21 protein-coding genes are annotated in these 20998 nt (G+C 59.4%); 9 read left to right on the forward strand and 12 right to left on the reverse strand.

What is annotated here, in order from left to right; translation table 11 throughout:
* Positions 1-17: 17 nt before the first annotated feature.
* Positions 18-1118 (reverse strand): class I SAM-dependent methyltransferase, encoded by a 1101-nt coding sequence (locus HCK86_RS15965; protein WP_176085476.1) that lies wholly within the window; start codon positions 1116-1118, stop codon positions 18-20.
* Complete coding sequence (gene lgt, locus HCK86_RS15970) at positions 1115-1975, reverse strand: prolipoprotein diacylglyceryl transferase (protein ID WP_176085477.1); 861 nt, start codon at positions 1973-1975, stop codon at positions 1115-1117. Before lgt ends, HCK86_RS15965 begins: the two co-directional genes overlap by 4 nt.
* 162 nt (positions 1976-2137) lie before the next feature.
* Between lgt and HCK86_RS15975 the strand changes: the two genes are divergently transcribed.
* The 4 genes from HCK86_RS15975 (at position 2138) to HCK86_RS15990 (ending at position 4531) form a co-directional block, all read left to right on the forward strand.
* Positions 2138-2398 carry an accessory factor UbiK family protein gene (locus HCK86_RS15975; protein WP_176085478.1) on the forward strand — a complete coding sequence of 87 codons (261 nt, stop codon included), beginning with the start codon at positions 2138-2140 and terminating at the stop codon, positions 2396-2398.
* A gap of 424 nt (positions 2399-2822) precedes the next feature.
* A complete protein-coding gene (locus tag HCK86_RS15980; RefSeq protein ID WP_176085479.1) occupies positions 2823-3323 on the forward strand; it encodes a YbjN domain-containing protein in 501 nt (166 codons plus the stop codon).
* Between the two features lies 1 nt (position 3324).
* Positions 3325-4146 (forward strand): pyrroline-5-carboxylate reductase, encoded by an 822-nt coding sequence (gene proC, locus HCK86_RS15985; RefSeq protein WP_176085480.1) that lies wholly within the window; start codon positions 3325-3327, stop codon positions 4144-4146.
* Between the two features lie 40 nt (positions 4147-4186).
* Entirely contained in the window at positions 4187-4531 is a 345-nt protein-coding gene (locus tag HCK86_RS15990; protein WP_176085481.1) for a tRNA-binding protein, read from the forward strand.
* Positions 4532-4567: 36 nt separating this feature from the next.
* Here HCK86_RS15990 and HCK86_RS15995 read toward each other — a convergent pair whose 3' ends face one another.
* The 3 genes from HCK86_RS15995 to HCK86_RS16005 are packed head-to-tail and all read right to left on the reverse strand — an operon-like array spanning position 4568 to position 7234.
* Positions 4568-6019: an ATP-binding protein gene (locus HCK86_RS15995; protein WP_176085482.1), complete on the reverse strand. Its 1452-nt coding sequence runs from the start codon at positions 6017-6019 to the stop codon at positions 4568-4570.
* Between the two features lie 3 nt (positions 6020-6022).
* Positions 6023-6721 (reverse strand): response regulator, encoded by a 699-nt coding sequence (locus HCK86_RS16000; RefSeq protein ID WP_176085483.1) that lies wholly within the window; start codon positions 6719-6721, stop codon positions 6023-6025.
* Positions 6722-6757: 36 nt separating this feature from the next.
* Positions 6758-7234: a MarR family transcriptional regulator gene (locus HCK86_RS16005; RefSeq protein ID WP_246739631.1), complete on the reverse strand. Its 477-nt coding sequence runs from the start codon at positions 7232-7234 to the stop codon at positions 6758-6760.
* A 183-nt stretch (positions 7235-7417) separates the two neighbouring features.
* Here HCK86_RS16005 and HCK86_RS16010 point away from each other — a divergent pair, with 183 nt between their 5' ends.
* A complete protein-coding gene (locus HCK86_RS16010) occupies positions 7418-8065 on the forward strand; it encodes an MBL fold metallo-hydrolase (RefSeq protein WP_176085485.1) in 648 nt (215 codons plus the stop codon).
* Positions 8066-8653: 588 nt separating this feature from the next.
* On the opposite strand, the gene HCK86_RS16015 is transcribed toward HCK86_RS16010, so the two are convergent.
* Together HCK86_RS16015 and HCK86_RS16020 are read right to left on the reverse strand one after the other, a co-directional pair.
* Complete coding sequence (locus tag HCK86_RS16015) at positions 8654-8869, reverse strand: cold-shock protein (RefSeq protein ID WP_176085486.1); 216 nt, start codon at positions 8867-8869, stop codon at positions 8654-8656.
* A gap of 418 nt (positions 8870-9287) precedes the next feature.
* Positions 9288-10181, reverse strand: coding sequence for a DMT family transporter (locus HCK86_RS16020; protein ID WP_176085487.1), 894 nt, complete (start codon positions 10179-10181; stop codon positions 9288-9290).
* Between the two features lie 258 nt (positions 10182-10439).
* Between HCK86_RS16020 and HCK86_RS16025 the strand changes: the two genes are divergently transcribed.
* Entirely contained in the window at positions 10440-11534 is a 1095-nt protein-coding gene (locus HCK86_RS16025; protein WP_176085488.1) for a DUF1176 domain-containing protein, read from the forward strand.
* Positions 11535-11602: 68 nt separating this feature from the next.
* Here HCK86_RS16025 and HCK86_RS16030 read toward each other — a convergent pair whose 3' ends face one another.
* Positions 11603-12001: a hypothetical protein gene (locus tag HCK86_RS16030; RefSeq protein ID WP_176085489.1), complete on the reverse strand. Its 399-nt coding sequence runs from the start codon at positions 11999-12001 to the stop codon at positions 11603-11605.
* A 402-nt stretch (positions 12002-12403) separates the two neighbouring features.
* On the opposite strand from HCK86_RS16030, the gene HCK86_RS16035 reads away from it, so the two are divergent.
* Together HCK86_RS16035 and HCK86_RS16040 are read left to right on the forward strand one after the other, a co-directional pair.
* Positions 12404-13606, forward strand: coding sequence for a pyridoxal phosphate-dependent aminotransferase (locus tag HCK86_RS16035; protein ID WP_176085490.1), 1203 nt, complete (start codon positions 12404-12406; stop codon positions 13604-13606).
* A 318-nt stretch (positions 13607-13924) separates the two neighbouring features.
* A complete protein-coding gene (locus HCK86_RS16040; RefSeq protein ID WP_176085491.1) occupies positions 13925-14911 on the forward strand; it encodes a transporter substrate-binding domain-containing protein in 987 nt (328 codons plus the stop codon).
* On the opposite strand, the gene HCK86_RS16045 is transcribed toward HCK86_RS16040, so the two are convergent.
* Positions 14887-15801 carry a LysR family transcriptional regulator gene (locus HCK86_RS16045; RefSeq protein ID WP_176085492.1) on the reverse strand — a complete coding sequence of 305 codons (915 nt, stop codon included), beginning with the start codon at positions 15799-15801 and terminating at the stop codon, positions 14887-14889. The genes HCK86_RS16040 and HCK86_RS16045 overlap by 25 nt on opposite strands.
* A gap of 96 nt (positions 15802-15897) precedes the next feature.
* On the opposite strand from HCK86_RS16045, the gene HCK86_RS16050 reads away from it, so the two are divergent.
* Positions 15898-16911 (forward strand): NAD-dependent epimerase/dehydratase family protein, encoded by a 1014-nt coding sequence (locus HCK86_RS16050; RefSeq protein WP_176085493.1) that lies wholly within the window; start codon positions 15898-15900, stop codon positions 16909-16911.
* Here HCK86_RS16050 and HCK86_RS16055 read toward each other — a convergent pair.
* The 3 genes from HCK86_RS16055 to HCK86_RS16065 all read right to left on the reverse strand — a co-directional run bounded on the left by HCK86_RS16055 (position 16886) and on the right by HCK86_RS16065 (position 20984).
* Positions 16886-17989 (reverse strand): calcium:proton antiporter, encoded by a 1104-nt coding sequence (locus HCK86_RS16055; protein WP_176085494.1) that lies wholly within the window; start codon positions 17987-17989, stop codon positions 16886-16888. The genes HCK86_RS16050 and HCK86_RS16055 overlap by 26 nt on opposite strands.
* 99 nt (positions 17990-18088) lie before the next feature.
* A complete protein-coding gene (locus HCK86_RS16060; RefSeq protein ID WP_176085495.1) occupies positions 18089-19204 on the reverse strand; it encodes an alkene reductase in 1116 nt (371 codons plus the stop codon).
* Between the two features lie 883 nt (positions 19205-20087).
* Positions 20088-20984, reverse strand: coding sequence for a LysR family transcriptional regulator VtlR (locus tag HCK86_RS16065; RefSeq protein WP_176085569.1), 897 nt, complete (start codon positions 20982-20984; stop codon positions 20088-20090).
* Between the last annotated feature and the right edge of the window lie 14 nt (positions 20985-20998).

The raw sequence follows: 20998 nt of genomic DNA on the forward strand, positions 1-20998 counted from the left end.
TGGCGCAGGCGCCAATGTCAATCGGCGGGTAAGAATGGCGGCAGCGCGATTGTCGCACCGGAGACGGCGAGCACCTTGAACAGGTCCCCCATTTCACCAGCGCCATTGCCGGCTAGACGCTGCGCGGCCTCGATGATCGTCTTCTGCGTCGTCGTGTCGCGGCCACGGCCCAGCTGCGATGCGCGGGCGCCAAGGCCGAGACCGGCGAGAAAATCGCCCTGCATCAACGGTGGGTGCACATGCAGGCCGGCAGCTGCAGCGACGGATGCCAGTGCGAAGAAGTCGACATGGCTGGTCAGATCGGCCTCACCCGGATGGGCCAGAACAGGATCAAATCTGTGCCGATAAAGGGCCTGCAGCGTATCACCCGTGCCGGGCTGCAGATGGCCGTAATCGATGATCAGCGCCGTGCCGTTATCCCGCTTCAGGCGTTGAGAAATCTCTGCCATCAGCGCTTCGCGGGCCGGCGCGATTTCATAAAGGCTTCCCTCGGGCTGGGTATCGGCATCCGGTGGCAGTGATCCGGGATCCAGCCGTGCCGGCCCGGTTCGAAAGGCGAGCGTTCCCGCGTCATCAAGGCCGACCAGCCGTTCGAAAAAGCCGCCGCCGGTCTTGACGAATTGGCGGATCGGCAGGGCGTCGAAAAGCTCATTGGCGACAAAGAGCGTAAAACCTTCCGGAACGGCCTCCAGCCGGTCGACCCAGTGGAGTTTCTGCTGGTGCTGGCTAAGCGTTTCGCGCTGCCGTTTGCGAAGTTCCGGGCTTGTTTCGAGCAGATAGACCGAAACGCCAGCATAGAGGGCAGGGGCGAGGCGGGCGATCACCTTCAGCATGTCAGCCATCATCGTGCCGCGCCCGGGGCCGCCCTCGATCAGCACCACGCGATCCGGACGGCCATGGGCCTGCCAGGCGGCGACAAGACAGGTGCCGACCAGTTCGCCGAACAGCTGAGAGATTTCCGGTGCGGTGGTGAAGTCACCGGCACGTCCGAGCGGGTCGCGGGTCAGGTAATAGCCATATTCGGGATCGGCAAGGCAGAGCTGGAAATAGACGCTGACCGGGATCGGGCCGTCTTCAGCGATCATGCGCACCAGTTTTTCGCCGAGTGCCGTGATCACGCCGGCGTGCCCGTTTCATACCGGCGGGCGCGGTTTATGGCAAACCAGACGCCCCACAGGCCCACGGCAAGCATGGGCAGGGACAGGATCATGCCCATGGTCAGCCAGCCGCCATAGAGATAGCCAAGCTGGATATCCGGCTGGCGGAAAAATTCGACGAAGATCCGCGACAGGGCGTAAAGGCAGATGAAGACGCTCGATGTCAGCCCCGGCTTCTTCAGCGTGCCGAGGAAACGCACCAGCATGAACAGGACCAGCAGGCTGAAAAGCCCCTCGAGGCCGGCTTCATAGAGCTGGCTCGGGTGGCGCGGCAAGGGGCCGCCGGTGGGAAACACCATCGCCCAGGGCACGTCGGACACCCGGCCCCACAGCTCGCCATTGATGAAATTGGCGATCCGGCCGAAGAAAAGCCCGACCGGCGTTACCGTCGCGATCAGGTCGAACAGGCTCCAGGTGGAAATCCGGTTGCGGTGCGAAAACAGGATCATCACCGTGATCATGCCCAAGAGGCCGCCATGGAAGGACATGCCGCCATCCCAGATCCTGAAGATCAGCAACGGATCTGCGGTCAATTGCGGCAGGTCGTAAAACAGCATGTAACCGAGCCGCCCGCCGATGATGATTCCGAGCACCGACCAGGTGATGAAATCGTCGAGCTTGTTCTGCGTCAGCGGCGGCGTTGCACCGCGCCAGAGCTGCGTCTGCTTCAGCAGGTAGCGGGCATAGAGCCAGCCGATGAGGATGCCCGCGACATAGGCGATGCCATACCAGTGCACGGCAAGCGGGCCGAGGCTGAAGGCTATCGGGTCGATATTGGGGTAGCTGAGCGAGGCTTCGACGATCTGATCTGGCTGCAAGGGCTGAGTTCCATTATGATGGCGGCGAAGATGGCCGGTCTTTGTGACGGGGTCAAGACGTCGCTTTGGTGGCTTTTGGTCTTGCGTGTCAGCGCGGCTGTCACTACTTGAGTTCTGGAACGGGCGCCAAGCCTGCCCGGCATTTTCATGAGGGAGACAGGAATGAGCACCGGTACAAATCGCATTCTTGATGATCTGGCCAAGCTGATGACGGACGCCGCCGGCACCGTGCAGAGCGCTGGCAAGGATGTAGAGACCGCCTTCAAGGCACAGGCCGAGCGCTGGCTCAACAGCATGGACATCGTCAAGCGCGACGAGTTCGAGGCCGTGCGTGAAATGGCCATCAAGGCCCGTGACGAGAATGAGGCGCTGGCGGCGAAAATTGCCGCTCTGGAAGCCAGACTCGCCGACAAGGCGGAGTAAGCGTATCTGTCGTTGACGCTTCAATGCTAGCGGCGACAACGCAATGAATCAGGGCGTTTGCCCGTTTGACGCTGCTTTTGATCACAGGAAAGGCCCCGGTTTTTTGCCGGGGCTTTCTGTTTTGCGCCTTTGCCGAGTTTTTCCCACATTTCTTTCAAAAAAAAACCGGCCTGTGGACATGCCGAAAAAAGCCAGTGTCATGAATCGCTTAAGAGTCTCACCTGAATCATTTTCGCAGCTTCTGGGTGCTGGCTTGGCACCGTTCTGGCGATCTTGGGGCTTCCGTTCCCTGAGCCGCGTTATAGACTGATTTTAAAAGATGATTCGAAATTTTGGAATTCGGTGGAGCGTGGCTTCAGGCGCTGGTGTTCGTTACTGCGATACCGCATTGTAAGCTTCAGGTCTTCAACCTGAAAGGTGATTGATGAGCCTTCTCGAGTGGGAAATGGAACGGCAGTCCAATCCGGTGGACATGATTGAGTTCGTGGCCTCCAGCAATGACTGGTCGTTTGAGCGTTCCGGTGAGGATGAGATTGCCATGACGGTTGGCGGCCGCTGGGCCGACTATCATGTTTCCTTCTCCTGGATGGCGGATTGCGAGGCGCTGCATCTGGCCTGCGCCTTTGATCTCAAAGTGCCTGACAGGCGCATGAACGAGGTCGTCAAGCTGCTGACGCGGGTCAATGGTCAGGTGCTGATGGGGCATTTTGACTTCTGGCGGCAAGAAAGCGTTGTCGTCTTCCGCCAGTCCCTGCTTCTGGCCGGTGGTGCCGAACCGACCAATCAGCAGGTCGAAGGATTGCTGTCCTTCGGGCTTGATTCCTGCGAGGCCTATTTTCAGGCGTTCCAGTTCGTCGTCTGGTCGGGCATGTCTGCCGATGAGGCGCTGGCGGCCGTTCTCTTCGAAACCGTGGGGGAAGCCTGAGATGTCGTCACTTGCTGGACTTGGCAAACTGGTACTGGTCGGTGCCGGCAATATGGGCGGCGCGATGCTGTCCGGCTGGATCGCCGGCGGTATCCGGCCTGACAATGTTCTGGTGATCGATCCCAACCCGTCTGATTCCATTCGCGCGCTGATGGACCGCAGCGGCGTCAGCTATGCCATGCTTCCGCCGGAAAATGTCACGGCCGATATCCTTGTCCTCGCGGTCAAGCCGCAGGTCATGTATGCGGTGCTTGAAACGCTTGCGCCGGTGATCGGCCCCGATACGCTGGTGATCTCGATTGCCGCGGGCAAGACGCTGTCCTATTTCGAGGAACGTCTCGGCGCGCTTGCCATGATCCGCACGATCCCGAACACGCCGGCGATGGTCAAGAAGGGCATGATCGGTGCCTTTGCCAATGCGCGCGCCGGGGCGCAGCAGAAAGCGGATGCCGAAACGCTGCTGTCTGCGGTCGGCCAGGTCGAGTGGGTGGAAAAGGAAGCCGATATCGATGCGGTCACGGCCGTTTCCGGCAGTGGTCCGGCCTATGTCTTCTATCTGGTCGAGTGCATGGCGGAGGCCGGGCGCAAGCTTGGCCTGCCCGAAGACCTTGCCATGCGGCTCGCGCGCGGTACGGTGATCGGCGCTGGCGCACTGCTTGAAGGTGCCGGCGATGATGCCGCGACTTTGCGCAAGAATGTGACCTCGCCGGGCGGCACCACGGCTGCAGCCCTTGCACATCTGATGGCCGAGGATGCGCTTCAGCCCGTCTTTGACAAGGCGCTCGCCGCCGCGCGTGCGCGTTCCGAAGAGCTTTCGGGCTGATCGCCGGCCGGTTAACCAATCCCATCCGGGGAACAGACATATGGCTTCCGACGAAATCAGCTTTGACGATTTTATGAAGGTCGATATCCGTGTCGGCACGATTGTCGAGGCGGAGACTTTTCCTGAAGCGCGCAAACCCGCCTACAAGCTTCGCATTGATTTCGGCAGCGAGATCGGCATCAAGCGCTCATCGGCTCAGATTACGGTGCACTATGCGCCCGACAGGCTCGTGGGACGTCAGGTTCTGGCGGTGGTGAATTTCCCACCGCGCCAGATCGGTCCGGTGCGCTCCGAGGTGCTGACACTCGGTTTTGCCGATGGTGATGGTGCCATCGTGCTCGCAGGTGTCGATATTGCGCTGCCCAATGGCCAGCGCCTGATGTGAGCCAAGGCTGCCCATACGTCACGCCGGAATAGTCCTTCACACCGGAATTGCGATGACGGCGCGCAGGCCGCCGAGCGGGCTGTCGTCAAGCGTGACATTGCCGCCGTGGCTGCGGGCGAGATCCCTGGCGATGGCAAGACCGAGACCGGTACCGGACGAATCGAGATTGCGCGCATCATCAAGCCTGAGGAACGGCTTGAACACATCCTCGCGCCTTTCTGCGGGAATGCCGGGGCCGTCATCGTCAAAGATGATGGTCACCCATTTGCGCTCGTGGCGTACGGTGACGTCCAGCCGGTTGGCGTAACGGCGCGCATTGGATGCCAGATTGCCGACAAGCCGGGCAAAGGCGTTGGGCCGCACCTCAATCTCGTCGTCGCCTTCGATCGTATAGTTCAGGATTTTTCCGTGAAGTTCGAAATCTTCCTGCTGGCGCTCCATCAGGGCGCCGAGGCTGACGGTGTCGGATGTCTCCTCGCCATCGCCGCGGGCAAAGTCGATATAGCCCTGCAGCATGCTCTGCATTTCTTCGACATCTTCATTGAGCGCCTCGATCTCGGGAGAGCTGTCCAGCAAAGCGAGTTGCAGCTTGAAGCGTGTCAGGATCGTCCTGAGATCGTGGCTGACGCCATTGAGCATGGTCGTCCTTTGCTCGATCTGGCGTTCGATGCGTTCGCGCATCAGCACGAAGGCGAGGCCGGCGCGGCGAATTTCCACGGCGCCGCGTGGCGTGAAGGGGGCGGTTGATCTCTGACCCTTGCCGAAATTCTCCGCCGCGCGGGTCAGTGAAAGGATCGGGCGGATCTGGCCGCGCAGGAACAGTGTGGCAATGCCGATCAGCACCAGTGACGTTCCAACCATCCAGAGAATGAAGATGTGGGTATTGGACGCATAGGTCATGCTGCGCCGGGCGAAGACGCGCAGAATGCCCTTGTCGAGCTTGATCCGGATTTCGACAAGGCGGGAATTGCCGACCGTGTCGATGAAGAAGGGGCGGCCGATGCGCTCGGAGATCTGCTGGGCAAGCACCTGATCCAAAAGGCCGAAGAAGGGTTTCGGCAGCGGCGGCGGCAATTGTCCGTCCGGCTCGATTGCCACCCGCAGGTTCATGTCCTCGCGGGCAATCCGGATGATATCGTCATAGGTGTCCGGACCGGTGCTTTCGATCAGATCGATGATGGCGGCGATATCGCCGGTTACCGCGGCGGAAAGCCGCTCTGTCACCATCTGCCAGTGGCGCTCCATGAACACCGTGGCAATGACAGCCTGCAGCAACAGCATCGGCATGATGATGATGAGCAGCGAGCGGGCATAGAGGCCGCGCGGCAAGCGGTGATGGACGAAACGCGCGAAGGTCTTGTAGGAGCCGAGAATCTGGCGTCCGGGCGGCACGGAAGGAACGCTGCACAGGCTGGACCAGAGCCGCCGGTTGAGATTTCCCCACCGCCGCAAAAAGGTGAGCAGCCGCTGTTTCAGTCGTGCTGGCATGCGCTAGTCCCGGCTCAGCCGATAGCCGATGCCGCGCACCGTCTGGAGATAGCGCGGATTGGCCGGGTCGGTCTCGATCTTGCGGCGCAGCCGGTTGATCTGAACATCGATCGTGCGCTCGTTGATGTCAGAGGTCGAACTGGCGAGATCAAGCCTGCCGACGGTTTCCCCCACCTTGGATGCCAGCATCGACATGATGTCCTGCTCGCGATCCGTGAGCCGGATCAGCTCACTGCCCTTCTTCAGCTCCTTGCGGGCGAATGAATAGGCATAGGGGCCGAACATGACGACCTCAATGGTTCGGGGCTGCACGGTCTGGCTGCGCCGCAGGATATTGCTGATCCGCAGCAGAAGCTCCCGTGGCTCGAAAGGTTTGGCAAGGTAGTCGTCAGCACCGGCTTCAAGCCCGGCAATGCGGGCGTCCGCCTCGGCCCGCGCCGTCAGCAGCAAAACCGGAACATCGCGGATTTCGCGCAGGCTCGATGTGAGCGAAAGCCCGTCCTCCCCCGGCATCATCACGTCGAGCACAAGAAGATCGAATTCCAGCCCTTCAAGCTTGCGGCGGGCATCGGCGGCATCGCTGGCCGTGGTGACCCGGTAGCCACTCTCGCCGAGATAGCGTTTCAAAAGGGTTCGGATGCGGGTATCGTCATCAACGATGAGAATATGGGCCGCATCGTCGGCGGGCATGGTGCTGCTCATCGGTTCAACTGGCCTCCGGATTGATTCTGTCTGCGTTCAGCATTTCTGCTGGGCCGTATCGCACATCTTTTCGAGAAAGCTGAATACGGTTTGCCTTTCGCCCGGTGCAAGCTCTTCCATTGCGCCTTCAATGCGTCGCAGCTGTGGCGCGACCAGTGTGCAGCGCAGGGTTTCGCCCTTTTCTGTGAGAAAGAGGCGGCGCTGGCGGCGATCGCTCGGGCCGGCGGCCTGGCGCACATAGTCCATATCGATCAGCTGTTTCAGAACGCGTGCGAGGCTCTGCTTGGTGATCTTGAGAATATCAAGCAGGTCCGCGACAGTCATGCCGGGATGGCGGCCAACGAAGTGGATGACGCGATGATGGGCGCGACCGAAACCAAGTTCTGCCAGAATGGCGTCGGGGTCAGAGACGAAATCGCGATAGGCGAAGAACAGCAGTTCGACAATCCTGAACTCATCCGTTTCCTCCAGTGGACTATCGGCGCGCTCCGCGTCTTTTCTGGCTTCACTCAACACGATATTTCGATCCCCGGTCCTTGTCGATGCTGCTTCATTCCGGCACTTGGCAGGAACGGTCATTCTGACATAGGTTTAGCGCCGTTCGACGCCGGTGAGAAGGGCAAAGGGCCGGCTTTCCGGGGCAAAGAGGAAGTGTGTCGCGCTTGCGGGTGCGAAGTCATAGAGAGGGCCAGCCAGATGGCAAAGCTTCAGGCCGGGATCATTCCGGTAACGCCGCTGCAGCAGAACTGCACGGTCATGTTCGATGCGGAAACCCGTCAGGGCGTGATTGTCGATCCCGGCGGCGATGTCGATGTGATCATTCAGACGCTCGAGGAGAATGGTCTGACGCTTTCGGCGATCTGGCTGACCCATGGCCATCTCGACCATGCCGGCGGCGCGATGGAGCTGAAGGAGAGGCTTGGGCTTGAGATCATCGGTCCGCACGAGGCTGACAAGCCGATCCTCGAAAACATCGAGGAAAGCGCCAAGCGCTTCAACATGGAAGGCATGGTGCATAACGCCTATCCGGATCGTTTTCTCAATGATGGCGAAACGGTCAGTTTCGGCGAGCATGTCTTCGAGGTCTATCATTGCCCCGGCCATGCGCCCGGACATGTCATTTATTTCAACCGGGAACAGGGCTTCGCCCATCTCGGCGATGTGCTGTTCAACGGCTCTGTCGGGCGCACGGATCTGCCCGGCGGTGACCACCAGACCCTGATGAATTCGATCCGCGACAAGGTTCTGCCGCTCGGCGATGACGTCGGCTTTATCTGTGGGCACGGGCCGGGCGGACGCATTGGTGAGGAACGCAGGACCAATCCGTTCCTCAAGGGGCTATAGTGCGCCGTGCATCCTTTTGGGCGCCCCAGGACGCTCAATCTTATTGAGCCGATGCGCTTGAGCCCGGTCCATGTCCGGTGCCGGTATTGACAGGCGTCGGCAGGGTGGGCTCAAGCGCTTCCCCGATTTGGGAAGCGCTCTCCATTTTCGTCAGTCACGGACCAGAGTGACCCTGCCGCACGGGCAGGCAGGCAATATGCCGTTCGAGCTTCAGTTGTTCGGGCGGAAGCCGGGCGGCGCGATATTCCATGCCAAGCTAACAGGCCAAACGGCCAGTGAAATGCGCCAGATCAATGCAGCGCGGTCACAAGCCATGCCTTAACGGGTGCAAGAGCAAAGAAGATTGCAGAAATCGCGTCGCGGAAGGCGCGAGAAAGGCGAAGTCGATGCGCAATTGCCGCTTCGTTGCGGATAATTGGCATATAAATGCAGGCGCCTGCGCGCGAAGCGCCCACGTTTGACGAAACGGTCTTAACAGCTGTTGCAAAACATGCGTTCTGCTTCAGCGGCAAAGCCGGTAAAATGTCACAAAACCCCCCCTGCAGACGCGCGGTCTCCAGTCTTTAGGTCTTGCCGTGCTGATCGGGCTCAGCCTGCGATCTGCAGGTTGACGGCCTTCGGGCCCTTGCCGCGACGATCCGGCTCGGTGTCGAAGCTGACCTTCTGGTTTTCAGTCAGTCCGGTCAAACCGGAAGACTGAACGGCGGAAATATGGACGAAAATGTCCGCGCCGCCATTGTCCGGCTTGATGAAGCCGTAGCCCTTGTCTGTGTTGAAAAATTTTACAGTGCCTGTTTCGGCCATTCTCTGGGTCCTTTGCTCTCCGCCCTCGCTTTCTCCCGGAGGGGGATCATTCCAATGCTCGATCGCCCGTGAAGGGCAGCGCAGGCAGTTCTTGAATTGTGAGGAAAGGTACCGTTGTTACCGCGGCTCTCGATTATCCCGGGACGCAACCTCAGGTTAATCCTAAAGAGATACCGCCCGGAATATTAGCGTTTCCGGCGCGCATGGATTATTGGTCTTCCCGTGCTCGCAAAATGCCCGAACGCCGTTACAATGCGGTGTTTGCTGGATATTTGCAAGCGAAACTTTGCTGCAAAAGTCATGGTTGCGGCCTTTTCCGTCCGCTGTATCGCACATGATGGTTGTTTAGTGGTGCCTGGCAAGGTCATTTTTCTTTCCGGCTCTTGCGCATCGCGAATAGGCGCAGAAACGATATTGCTCAGACTTGATTTTGTTTTTTCCGTCCAAGTTCAGGCAGAAGCTCAACCATGATGATCGCCAGAAACATCAATGCGCAGCCAAGATAACCTGCCGGGACAAGCCTTTCGTGAAGAAAGAGCGCCGCGCCGAGCGCGCCGAATAATGTTTCCATTGACAGGAAGATTGCCGCCTGCGGCGCAGTCGTATAGCGCTGGCCAATCACCTGCAGGGCAAAAGCGACGCCGGAAGAGACGACGCCGACATAGAGGATCTCAGTCCATGATCCGGCAATCGAGGCCAGGCTGATATGTTCGCCGGTGATGAGGCCGGCAGCCACGCCCAGAATTCCGCAAACGAGAAACTGCACGGCTGACAGCATCAAGGGTCTGCCGCTCGGACCGACGAAAAGGCCCACAAGGGTCATCTGCGCGGCCCAGAAAAGCGCACAGAGAATGGTCAGCCAGTCGCCGACATTCAGTTTTGAAAGGTTGCCGCCGGACAGAAGGTAGATGCCGCCAAGGGCCATGAGGGCTGCGGGCCAGACGACCGGGTGGGGTGGCTTTCGCAGGATGATGAGGGCTATAGCCGGCACGGCGAGCACGTAAAGACCGGTGAGAAAGCTGGAATTGGTGACGCTGGTGTGGATGATGCCAACCTGCTGCAGGGCGGAGCCACCGAACAGGGCGATGCCAATGAGCGCGAAATGGCCATAATCGTGGCGGACAAGGCGCCGTTGCGATCTGGCGCCCTCGGCGAGCGCGAATGGAAGAACCACGAGCGCGGCCAGAAGGAAACGGATGCCAATAAACCAGTAGGGTCCGATATAGGCCATGGCGGTGGATTGGGCGACGAAGCCGCCACCCCAGATGGCTGCTGCGAGAAGAAGGATGCCGTTTGCTTGTAGTCGGTTCATCGGTGGTTCATGCAGTTTGTTGATAAGCTCGCCGCGTCGTTGCGCTTTTCGCGGAAAAGGCGGATTTCTGCGTCGCATAAACCCGGCGCTGAGCGATAGCAAGGATCAACCGCTCATGGGCCCGGAGATGCTGGTGGATGGCTGTTGCTGTAACGCAATTGGTTCGCCATATCGTGACGGATTTGCTAGAAGGCATGTTTGAAAATGCAAGCGACATTTGAACTGGCGCTGGACTTGGCAGGAGAGGGGACGCGTGGGATGAAGATTTGCAAAGCTCTGACGGGGACCGTCCTTGCCGTCGGCTTGAGCCTTGTGAGCCTTGCTGTGCCGGCGTCCGCCTTCGAATTCCGCCAGTTCGGCGACTGGGGCGTCAGCTGCGACAACGCCTATGACTGCACGATCTCGTTCAATCCCGCCACTGCTCCGGCTGACAAGGCGGGGCTGAGCGGACTTCAATGGCATCGCACCATCGATCCGTCATCGCCGCTGCTGATGTCGCTGCCCTTTCCGCCCGGCTTTTCGCAGAAGGCAGATGCGAAGGGCAATTTCACCATCGCTGTGGACGGTGTCGAGCGTTATAGTGTCGCGGTCAAGGATCTGAGCCGCGACGATGTGCTGGGCACGTTCGGGGTCAAGGAGCCGGATGGGCTCCGTAGCCTGTTCTCCGCCATGACCAAAGGACGGGTGGCGACGATCAGCTTTAGTGGCGCTGCGGGCGTCATCTCAAGCGATATCAAGCTTGACGGTCTGGAAGATGGTGGTCGCTTTATCGACAACCTTCAGGAACGCAACGGCCGGACCGATGCGCTGATTGCTTTCGGGGCGACACCACCGCCGACCAATGCACCGGTTCACGCGATTGACAGCCTGTCCCAGCTGCCGGATTCGGTTCTGCGCAACCTGAGTGACGAAAAGAGCGTGTGCTACACGACCGATGATCAGCTGGCGCAGGCGGATGCCTTTTCTTTCGAGACCTCGACGGGGACCGCCATCATCTTGCCCTGCGGTCCGAGCGGGGCCTATAACCAGCCCTACCAGATCTATGTCGGCAACGGCGAAGCCTTTCACCGCTCCGAATTTCCCAATGTCAGCGATGCCGGTATTACCGTTCTGGAGACGGTCTACAATGTCAGCTTTGATCTCAAGGAGCGCAAGCTGACGTCAGTCTATCTCGGCCGCGGGCTGGGGGATTGCGGTGTTGCCCATTACTGGAACATTGATGACAGTGCGACGGGCAATCCACTCGTTCTGACGGAAGAGCGCGGAAAAAGCGCATGTGACGGGAGTGGCGTCGGGGCCGACAAGTGGCCGGTTACCTGGTCGGCTGATCAGCGCGACACGACGGAAAAATAAGGTTTTACAATTCCAGGCCCGCGCTGTTGCGCGGGCATTTTTGTCTGGCCTTCATGCAGACTGGAGGATCAGAGCAGGCCGGAGCTTTCACGGTTGCGGCGCTCCTCGTCGCTTGCAAATGAGGAGATGCTTTCACGCCATAGGAAAGACGCGCCAACCACCATGGCTATGAAGGTGGCCATCAGGCCTGCCATGACAAGATCCCTGGTCAGCATGCCCGATGCCAGGCTCTCCGGCGCTGCTATCGTCGCCCCTTGCGGGAACATGAGATAGTAGTTGAGCAGAAGGGCGGAGGGGTGCTGCAGCGCCGTCACACCGTCAGCCTGGGCGAGCGGTGCGACATAATTTCCGGCCGGTGCGGCAAGGGCCGGCGTTGCTGCTGCCAGAAGTCCGAGCGATGCCAGCAGCATTTTCGTCCTGCCGATTGGGGCGGAAACGATGCGGGCAGCATATCTTTTCAGTTCCATGACCCGTTTCCTTTCGAACAACCTTTCGATGTGAACTAATTAACCAACAGATTGCGTTCTGAGATGGGCCGAAACTGGGTCAGTGCAACAAAATTTAAGGCAGATTTATGATTATATTAATGTCAGGTTAATTCGGTTCGCACTGACCTTATCTTTCATGACTTTGCGCCTGTGGATATTGCCCGCCGCCTTTGCATCTGATCGCCTGCAGGCGCTGGCGTGGCGGGAAGATTGTGGCTGATACGTCAAGAAAGACGCCGAAAAAGCGGCCGCCTTGAAACTGGCGGACCGATTGCTCTTGAAACCGGCGCAAAAGTGCGATTAGACCAATGACGCTGAAAAGATCGATGTGAACCCGGCTTTTCAGATGACAAAACCTCAATTCAAATCAGGACACTGATCATGGCCTTTCTTGCAGACGCCCTTTCTCGTGTGAAGCCTTCCGCCACCATCGCCGTGGCCCAGAAAGCCCGCGACCTCAAAGCGAAAGGCCGTGATGTGATCAGCCTCGGCGCGGGCGAGCCTGACTTCGATACACCGGACAATATCAAGGACGCTGCGATCGAAGCGATCAAGCGCGGTGAAACAAAGTATACGCCCGTTCCCGGCATTCAGCCGCTGCGTGAGGCGATTGTTGCGAAGTTCAAGCGCGAGAATGGCCTTGACTACAAGGCCTCGCAGGTGATCGTCGGTACCGGCGGCAAGCAGATCCTGTTCAACGCGCTGATGGCGACGCTGAATGCGGGCGATGAAGTGATTATCCCGGCGCCTTACTGGGTTTCCTATCCCGAGATGGTCTCGCTTTGCGGCGGCACCCCGGTTTTCGTCGCCACGACGCAGGAAAACAATTTCAAGCTTCAGCCGGAAGACCTGGAAAAGGCGATCACGCCGAAGACCAAGTGGTTCATCTTCAACTCGCCGTCCAATCCGTCGGGCGCCGCCTATTCGCATGATGAGTTGAAGGCGCTGACCGACGTGCTGATGAAGCATGAGAATGTCTGGGTTCTGACCGATGACATGTATGAGCATCTGACCTATGGCGATTTCAAATTCGTCACGCCGGCCCAGGTTGAGCCCGGTCTTTATGACCGTACGCTGACGATGAACGGTGTTTCGAAAGCCTATGCCATGACTGGCTGGCGTATCGGCTATGCGGCCGGTCCGGCGCCGCTGATCACCGCGATGTCGACGATCCAGAGCCAGCAGACGTCGGGCGCCTGCTCGATTGCCCAGTGGGCTTCGGTGGAAGCGCTGAATGGTCCGCAGGACTTCATTCCGATGAGCAAGGTTGCCTTTGAAAAGCGTCGCGATCTGGTCGTCTCGATGCTCAATCAGGCCGTCGGCATCGCCTGCCCGAAGCCGGAAGGCGCCTTCTATGTCTATCCGTCCTGTGCAGGGCTGATGGGCAAGACCGCGCCGTCGGGCAAGGTCATGGAAACGGACGAGGATTTCGTCACCGAGCTTCTGGAAGCAGAAGGCGTTGCCGTGGTTCACGGTTCTGCCTTCGGTCTCGGCCCGAACTTCCGTATTTCCTACGCAACGTCGGATGAGCTGCTGGAGGAATCCTGCCGTCGCATCCAGCGCTTCTGCGCTGCTTGCAAGTAATATAGCGGTTTCGACCATTTGATCTTGAGGCGGGCAGCAATGCCCGCCTCTTCTGGTTTTGCAGCGCTGGCTTAACAACTTGGTCAAAAGGCGTTATAGCGGCGACATATTTCATCTCCTCAACAGGTTCCTTTCGCCGATATGTCTGCCGTTTTGCCTCTTTCTGCCCATGGCCGCAAAGCCTTACATTCGGTTTGTCTCGCCGTTTTTCTGACCGTCTTTCTGATGCTTGCCGGTGGTCATGCGCAGGCACAGCAGGCCGGTACGTCGGCACCATCTCCTGCGGGGACTGCGTCAGCCGGCACGGAACCGAACCTTTTGATCGGCACGCATGCTGCCCCGCCTTTCGTTGCCCAGCGTGCCGATGGCGGCTGGTACGGGATCAGCATTGACCTGCTGAATGAGATCGCCGATGAGGTCGGCTTCACCTATAAGCTTGTCGACATTGACAAGGACGACCTCGTCGCCAGCGTTCAGAGCGGCAAGATTGATGCGGCCATTGGTGCTGTGCCGATCAATGGCAAGGACGAGGCGCGGATCGACTTCACCCAGCCCTACTATCACAGCGGCATTGGCGTTGCGGTCCACGACACCAATCCGGTCGAGCTTTCCTTCATCTTCAAGCTGATGACGTCACCGACGTTTCTGTCGACCATCAGCCTGCTGATCGGTCCGGTGTTCTTCTTCGGCGCGCTGATCTGGCTGCTGGAGCGGCGTGCCAATCCGCAGCAATTCGAGCACCGGCCCGGACGCGGCGTTTTCAGTGGCTTCTGGTGGGCGACGGTGACGATGACCACAGTCGGTTATGGCGACAAGGCGCCGGTGACCTTTCTTGGCCGCCTCATCGCCATGGCATGGATGTTCATTGCCCTGCTGCTTGCCAGTGTCACCACCGCCCAGCTGGCCGCCGGCTTGACATCGAGCATGCGCGAGAGCGTGGTGGCCGGCTTTGGTGATCTGGGGCATGTTCGTGTCGGCACGGTTTCAGGCTCTCCGGCTGAGACGGCGCTGAAGGCGCTCAGTATTCCTGCATCCGGCTTTGACAACATCGAAGCCGGCCTTGCGGCGCTGTCCGCCCACAAGATCGATGCCTTTGCCTATGACAAGCCGGTTCTGGACTGGGTCGTGCAGTCAAAGGCCGGCATCAAGGTCAGCGATATCGTATTTTCCGAGGAAAGCTACGGTCTGATCCTGCCGCAGAAGGATGCGCTGCGCGAACCGATCGATGTCGCCATTCTGAACCTGCTCGACACCAAGCAGTGGGATCTGGTTCTCAAGCGCTATATGCCGGACTTACCGGACTGATTGCCTTCGTCGACATAAGCGCGCATGCCAAGATAAAGGGCGTCGAATGCCGCACGGCAGTGGGGCGAGCGTCCGAGGTCTTCATGCATGGTGATATAGACAGGAAGCGACAGCGGAATGGCGCCTTCAAGAACCTCGACAAGATCCGCCTCCCGGCGGCCGAGCTGCAGCTGGCTGAGGCCAATGCCAAGGCCGGCACGAATGGCGGCAAGCTGGGCAAGGTTGCTGTCTGTCCTGATCCTGAAATGCGGCAAGGCGAGATCGGGAAAAGCACGCATGCTGTCGCGGACATAGCTGAGTTCGCGATCAAAGCCGATCACCGTATGGCGAGCAAGATCATCGAAGGTCTGCGGTATCCCGTGTCGTTGCAGATAGCGGCGATGGGCAAAGCAGCCAATGCCGATCCGCCCGGCAAGGCGCATTCTCAGCGCATCCTGCCGCGGCTCGACCATGCGAAGAGCGATATCGGCCTTACGCAGCAACAGGTCCTCCACCGAGTCGGAGATTGACAGCTCAATTTCGAGCGCCGGGTGTGCTTCAAGCAGCGGCTCGAGCACAGCCGGCAGAACCTCAACGCCGATCACCTCACTGACGCTGATGCGCACCGTGCCGGAGACCTGACCGGCCGTCTGTGATGCCGCGCGGCCAAGCGCTGATGCTGTTGCCGCCATGGCCTTGGCCAGCGGCCGCATAGAGAGGGCAACCTCGGTTGGCTGCAATCCCTGCTGGGACCGGGTGAACAGCGGTTGTCCCGCCGCAGCTTCCAGCGCGGCGATATGCCGGCCAATGGTCGGCTGCGTCAGTGCAAGCTCACGCGCGGCCGCCGACAGCGAGCCTTTTTCCAGCACGGCCAGCAAGGTGCGATAATGGTCCCAGCTCAGATCACTCATATATTTATGTATAGCAACGGCAGAATTTTATGCAATTCCGTATGGGGGGCATGTGAGCGCATCATGCATTCATCACGATTGCGATGGAGATGAGCGATGATTGAGGCAAAAGGGCTTGAGCGGCCAACGGCACTGGTTCTGGGCGCCGGCGGCGGCATTGGCGGCGCCGTGGCAAAAGTGTTGTCTGCACGCGGCTTCAGGATCAAGGCACTGTCGCGGCGTGCGGAGCAGATGCGTGTGGTCCGGCCCGAATATGAATGGATCTCCGGCGATGCCATGAATGGCGAGGATGTCACCAGAGCAGCAGCGGACGCGACGCTGATCTTTCACGGCGTCAATCCGCCAGGCTACCGGAACTGGGAGACGCTGGCCGTGCCGATGCTCGACAATACGATCGCCGCAGCGCGGGCGAATGCGGCGCTGATCCTCTTTCCCGGCACGGTCTACAATTTCGGCCGCGAGCAGTTGCCGTCACCGGAAGAGGATGCGATCCAGACGGCGACGACGAAGAAGGGACGGATCCGCATCACGATGGAGAACCGTCTGCGGGATGCCGCCGAAAGCGGCACGCAGGTTATTATCGTCAGGGCAGGGGACTATTTCGGCCCCGAAGTGGCCAATAGCTGGTTCAGCTATCTGGTCAAATCCGGCCGGCCGGTGCGCTCCGTCACCCGGATCGGCCGCAAAGGCGTCGGTCATCAATGGGCCTATCTGCCGGATGTGGCGGAAACAATGGTGCAGCTGGTCGAACGCCGCAGCGCGCTCGGCGCCTTTTCACGCTTCCATTTTGAGGGAACCTTCGATGCGGATGGCGAACAGATGCTTAAGGCCATCGGCCGGGTCGCCGGATGCGACAATCTGAAGGTCAGGAACTTCCCCTGGTGGATGGTGCCGCTTGCCGCGCCCTTTGTCCCGGTGATGCGGGAGGTGCGGGAAGTGTCCTATCTCTGGCGGGAGACCCTGCACATGCGCAATGACCGGCTGGTCGCGGTGCTCGGCGCGGAGCCGCGCACGCCGCTGGACACGGCGATCCGCGTGACGCTGATTGGCCAGAACTGCCTGCCCGGGCCGGATGCCATTCCGCTTACAGCCCCAGCACGGACAGCATGAGGAAGGTCGCAAAGAGCACGAAATGCGTCATGCCTTCGATCGCGTTGGTTTCGCCGTCATTGACGTTGATGGCGGCGGCGACCAGCGTGATGGCGACCATGGTGATCTGAACCGGTGTCATGGCCATGATAAAGGGCTGGCCGGTGAACAGTGCGATGGCCTCCACCACGGGCACGGTCAGGATGACGGTGGAGAGCGATGCTCCAAGGGCGATATTCATCACTGCCTGCATGCGGTTGCCAAGGGCTGCGCGCAGGGCGGTGAGGATCTCCGGTCCTGCCGAGATGGCGGCGACGAGAATAGCCATCAGCGCCAGGGGCGCGCCGGTCCCCTCGAGCCCGTGATTGAGGAAGGAGGACATGAACTCGGCGAGAATGCCGATCAGGAGGACGCCAGCGATGATGACGCCGATGGAGAAGGTGGTCGAGCCATTTTCGCCCTCCTCGCCGTGCTCCGCGCCGCCTTCGGTGACGGCGTGCTGTTTTTTCGGCGCGCGGTAGGAGAAGAAATAGCTGTGCTGGCCGACCTGCATCTTCAGGAAAAGGGCATAAAGCGCGAGCATGGCGACAATGGTGAAGCCGGAATAGAAGTGCCATTTGGCCTGCGGAACAAAGTCGGGCACGATCATCGATATGCCCATCGCCGTCAGGATCATCACGGAATAGGTTTTGCCGGAATCGCTGTTATAGGGCTGTTCGCCATGTTTGAGGCCGCCCAGAAGGGCGGCAAGGCCCAGTATGCCGTTGATATCCAGCATGACGGCCGAATAGATCGTATCGCGCACCAGCGTCGGCTGTTCGCTTTCCGACATCATGATCACCAGGATCAGCACTTCCACGGTCACCGCGGAGAGCGTGAGGATCATCGTGCCATAGGGATCGCCCGCCTTTTCAGCGAGAATTTCCGCATGATGGGCAACGCGCAGCGAGGCGCAGGCGATCGATGCCACCAGCAGCGCGGCAATGATCAGCAGTACCGGCCGCGAGGCATGGGCAAGCAGGTGTTCGAGATAATAGGCGATTGCCGCCACCGGCAATGCCTGAAGCAGTAAAAGCTCGCCCCTCAGCGCGCGCAGCATGGCATATCCCCAAAACGAGGTTGGTGTGATCCCTTATCCGGTATCAACGTGGCAGGCCGGCAAAGGTTTCGGCGCACCACGCGGATTGTTCCAAGGCTTTCAGCCGCCAAGGAAAGGATAATCGATATAGCCCTCGGCGCCGCCGCCATAGAGCGTGCGCTGGTTCAGCGGATTGAGCGATGCGTTGATCCTGAGGCGCCTGACATAATCCGGGTTGGCGATGAAGGCCCGGCCAAAGCCGATCAGATCGGCGCGTTCCTTCTCCAGTGCCTCGATCGCCTGGTTGCGGTCATAGCCATTATTGACCATCCAGGCACCGGTGCCATCCGTGCGGTAATAGGTCTGGCGCATTTCATCATAATCAAAGGGCCGCCCACCCTGGCTGAAACTGCGCTCGCCGCCTGTCGCGCCCTCAATCACATGCACATAGGCAAGATCATAGGCCGAAAGCTGGCTGGCGATATAGTTGAAGAGGCCCTGCGGTGCGTCGTCATGCACATCGTTTGAGGGCGTGACCGGCGACAGCAGCACCGCGGTGCGGCCGGAGCCGATCTCGCGGCTGACCGCGCCAACGATGTCGAAGAGGAAGCGGGCGCGATTCTCGATCGGTCCGCCATAAAGATCCGTGCGCTGATTGCTGCCCGAGCGCAGGAACTGGTCGATCAGATAGCCGTTGCCGGCGTAGATCTCAACACCATCAAACCCGGCCGCCATGGCGTTGCGGGCGGCCTTTCGGTAATCATTGATGATCTCCGAAATCTCGAATGGCTTGAGTGCGCGCGGCATCGACGTCTCGACGAAATCGCCGGTTCCGTCCGGATAGACGACAAAGGTCTTGGCCTTTGCCTGAATCGCCGAAGGTGCGACGGGCGGATCGCCAAAGGGCTGGAGCGATTTGTGCGAAATGCGCCCGACATGCCAGAGCTGGCAGAAGATCTTGCCGCCGCCCTCGTGCACGGCGCCGGTCACCTGGCGCCAGCCGGCAATCGCTTCATCCGTATAAAGTCCGGGAACATCCGAGAAACCCTGCGCCTGTTCGGTGATCGCGGTTGCTTCGGAAATGATCAGGCCAGCGGTGGCACGCTGCCGGTAATATTCCACATTGAGCTCATTTGGTACCGCTTCAGGGGAGCGGTTGCGCGTCATGGCCGCCATAACGATGCGGTTCTCCAGCGTAACATCACCGATGGTGATTGGGTCGAAGAGATTTGCCATGGATTCCCTTTCAGTGCCGACCGGCCGCGATGACGTCTACGAGAATTACATGATGGCCTCGCGCGGCGCAATTTCTCATCAAATGCTTTTGTTCTCTCAGTGGCCGAACCCTGTCAGGGCCTGCCGCTCAATCCGTGTCTAGTATCCTAAAATCGTTATCATAGGGTGAAACTGGTAAGAATTCGTTTACTTCGTTTCGCATTTTGCAGACTTTGAAAAGCGCAAAAAAAAAGGACCTCCAAAAGGGGTCCTTATGAGTTGTGAAGGTAAAACCTCCAGAGGGGAACAGCTGCTGCAGCGGGACTGGAGAGCCAACCGCCAGACGCATCAGCTATTAAGGGATATGGTTCTTTTTTGTGCGCATTGCAATAGTTTTCAGCGGGCGATGCGAAAAAAAAGTTCAGCCCCTGTCAGATCGTAAAAAAAAAGGGCCACCGAAACCGGGGCCCTATAAGTTAGAAGGCTTCTCAAAACCTCCAGAGGGGAACAGCTGCTGCGGTGAGCCAGGGAGAAGTTGGCCACCAACTGCATCAGCTATGTGCGATATGCTCTTTCATTAGGCAATTTTCAATGTTCTATTGTGCATGGCAGCTATGCATTTTGTGTAAAATCACGACTATTGTGACTAAGTTCAAGTCATCCTGCATCTCTGCCTACAAATAAGGCAAAATCGCGACGGATCAATGCCGGTTCTGCGGCGCGACCGTGGCGCAGTCGTGGCGTCCGGTGTTTGGTGTTGGCCTGATTCTTGCCTGCGCAGCCGCAGCCTTGCGCTCGGCCCGGTTTTCAGGGGCCGGAACAAGGCCTCAGCGCCTGAGCGATTCGATTCTTCTGCCGGTGATGCTGACCTGACGATCGTCAGTTTCCCGCCCGCTGATCGCGCTCAGAAGCTCCAGTTACGGGCCTTTGAGACGATGAAATCGCGGAAGACTTTCAGCTTGGCCGAATTCTTCATTTCATCGGGATAGCAGAAATAGGTGTCGAAGGTCGGCACATCCGCATGGGTGACGAGCTGCAGCAGGCCGGGATCGCGACCGACGATATAGTCCGGCAGGATGGCGATGCCGATGCCGAGAAGCGCCGCCCGTTTGATCGAGGTCAGCGAGTTGATCTGCAGATGGGCCGGCCGCGGATTGTCGAAGGACCGCCCGGCGATCTCCAGCCAGTTGACGTCGAGCAGATAGCTCGGCGCCGGTTCGCCGAAGGAGATGATGCGGTGATTGTCGAGATCCTCGATCGTCTGCGGCTCACCATAGCGGTTGATATAGGAGGGCGAGGCGTAGACGTGCATGTGAACGGTGAACAGCTTGCGCTGAATGAGATCCGGCTGCAGCGGCTGGCGCAGGCGGATCGCGCAGTCGGCGTGGCGCATGTTCACGTCGACTTCCTCATTGTCGAGGATCAGCTGGATCTGCATGTCCGGATAAAGCTGCAGGAATTCCTGAACCTTGTCGGTCAGCCAGCCCTGGCCGAGGCCAACCGTGGTTGTCACCCGCAGTTTGCCGGATGGCTTTTCCTTGGTCTCGGTCAGGCGCATCCTTACGCCTTCGAGCTTCAGCAGCACGTCATGGGCGGTGCGGTACAGCAGCTCGCCCTGTTCCGTCAGGATCAGGCCGCGCGCATGGCGATGGAACAGCTTGACGCCGACATCCTGCTCGAGCGCGCTGACCTGGCGGCTGATGGCGGACTGGGAAAGATGCAGCTTGTCAGCCGCATGGGTAAAAGAGCCCGCCTCGGCTGCCGCATGGAAAATGCGCAGCTTGTCCCAGTCCAGAGGCATTCCTGAGCTCTTCA

The organism is Martelella sp. HB161492, from assembly GCF_013184775.1.
Taxonomy (GTDB): domain Bacteria; phylum Pseudomonadota; class Alphaproteobacteria; order Rhizobiales; family Rhizobiaceae; genus Martelella.

Bases quoted from the DNA above. Each gene is read 5' to 3' on its own strand.
- HCK86_RS15975 (WP_176085478.1), top strand. From the start codon at position 2,138: ATGAGCACCGGTACAAATCGCATTCTTGATGATCTGGCCAAGCTGATG.
- HCK86_RS15980 (WP_176085479.1), top strand. From the start codon at position 2,823: ATGAGCCTTCTCGAGTGGGAAATGGAACGGCAGTCCAATCCGGTGGAC.
- proC (WP_176085480.1), top strand. From the start codon at position 3,325: ATGTCGTCACTTGCTGGACTTGGCAAACTGGTACTGGTCGGTGCCGGC.
- HCK86_RS15990 (WP_176085481.1), top strand. From the start codon at position 4,187: ATGGCTTCCGACGAAATCAGCTTTGACGATTTTATGAAGGTCGATATC.
- HCK86_RS15995 (WP_176085482.1), bottom strand. From the start codon at position 6,019: ATGCCAGCACGACTGAAACAGCGGCTGCTCACCTTTTTGCGGCGGTGG.
- HCK86_RS16000 (WP_176085483.1), bottom strand. From the start codon at position 6,721: ATGAGCAGCACCATGCCCGCCGACGATGCGGCCCATATTCTCATCGTT.
- HCK86_RS16010 (WP_176085485.1), top strand. From the start codon at position 7,418: ATGGCAAAGCTTCAGGCCGGGATCATTCCGGTAACGCCGCTGCAGCAG.
- HCK86_RS16015 (WP_176085486.1), bottom strand. From the start codon at position 8,869: ATGGCCGAAACAGGCACTGTAAAATTTTTCAACACAGACAAGGGCTAC.
- HCK86_RS16020 (WP_176085487.1), bottom strand. From the start codon at position 10,181: ATGAACCGACTACAAGCAAACGGCATCCTTCTTCTCGCAGCAGCCATC.
- HCK86_RS16025 (WP_176085488.1), top strand. From the start codon at position 10,440: ATGAAGATTTGCAAAGCTCTGACGGGGACCGTCCTTGCCGTCGGCTTG.
- HCK86_RS16030 (WP_176085489.1), bottom strand. From the start codon at position 12,001: ATGGAACTGAAAAGATATGCTGCCCGCATCGTTTCCGCCCCAATCGGC.
- HCK86_RS16035 (WP_176085490.1), top strand. From the start codon at position 12,404: ATGGCCTTTCTTGCAGACGCCCTTTCTCGTGTGAAGCCTTCCGCCACC.
- HCK86_RS16045 (WP_176085492.1), bottom strand. From the start codon at position 15,801: ATGAGTGATCTGAGCTGGGACCATTATCGCACCTTGCTGGCCGTGCTG.
- HCK86_RS16050 (WP_176085493.1), top strand. From the start codon at position 15,898: ATGATTGAGGCAAAAGGGCTTGAGCGGCCAACGGCACTGGTTCTGGGC.
- HCK86_RS16055 (WP_176085494.1), bottom strand. From the start codon at position 17,989: ATGCTGCGCGCGCTGAGGGGCGAGCTTTTACTGCTTCAGGCATTGCCG.
- HCK86_RS16060 (WP_176085495.1), bottom strand. From the start codon at position 19,204: ATGGCAAATCTCTTCGACCCAATCACCATCGGTGATGTTACGCTGGAG.
- HCK86_RS16065 (WP_176085569.1), bottom strand. From the start codon at position 20,984: ATGCCTCTGGACTGGGACAAGCTGCGCATTTTCCATGCGGCAGCCGAG.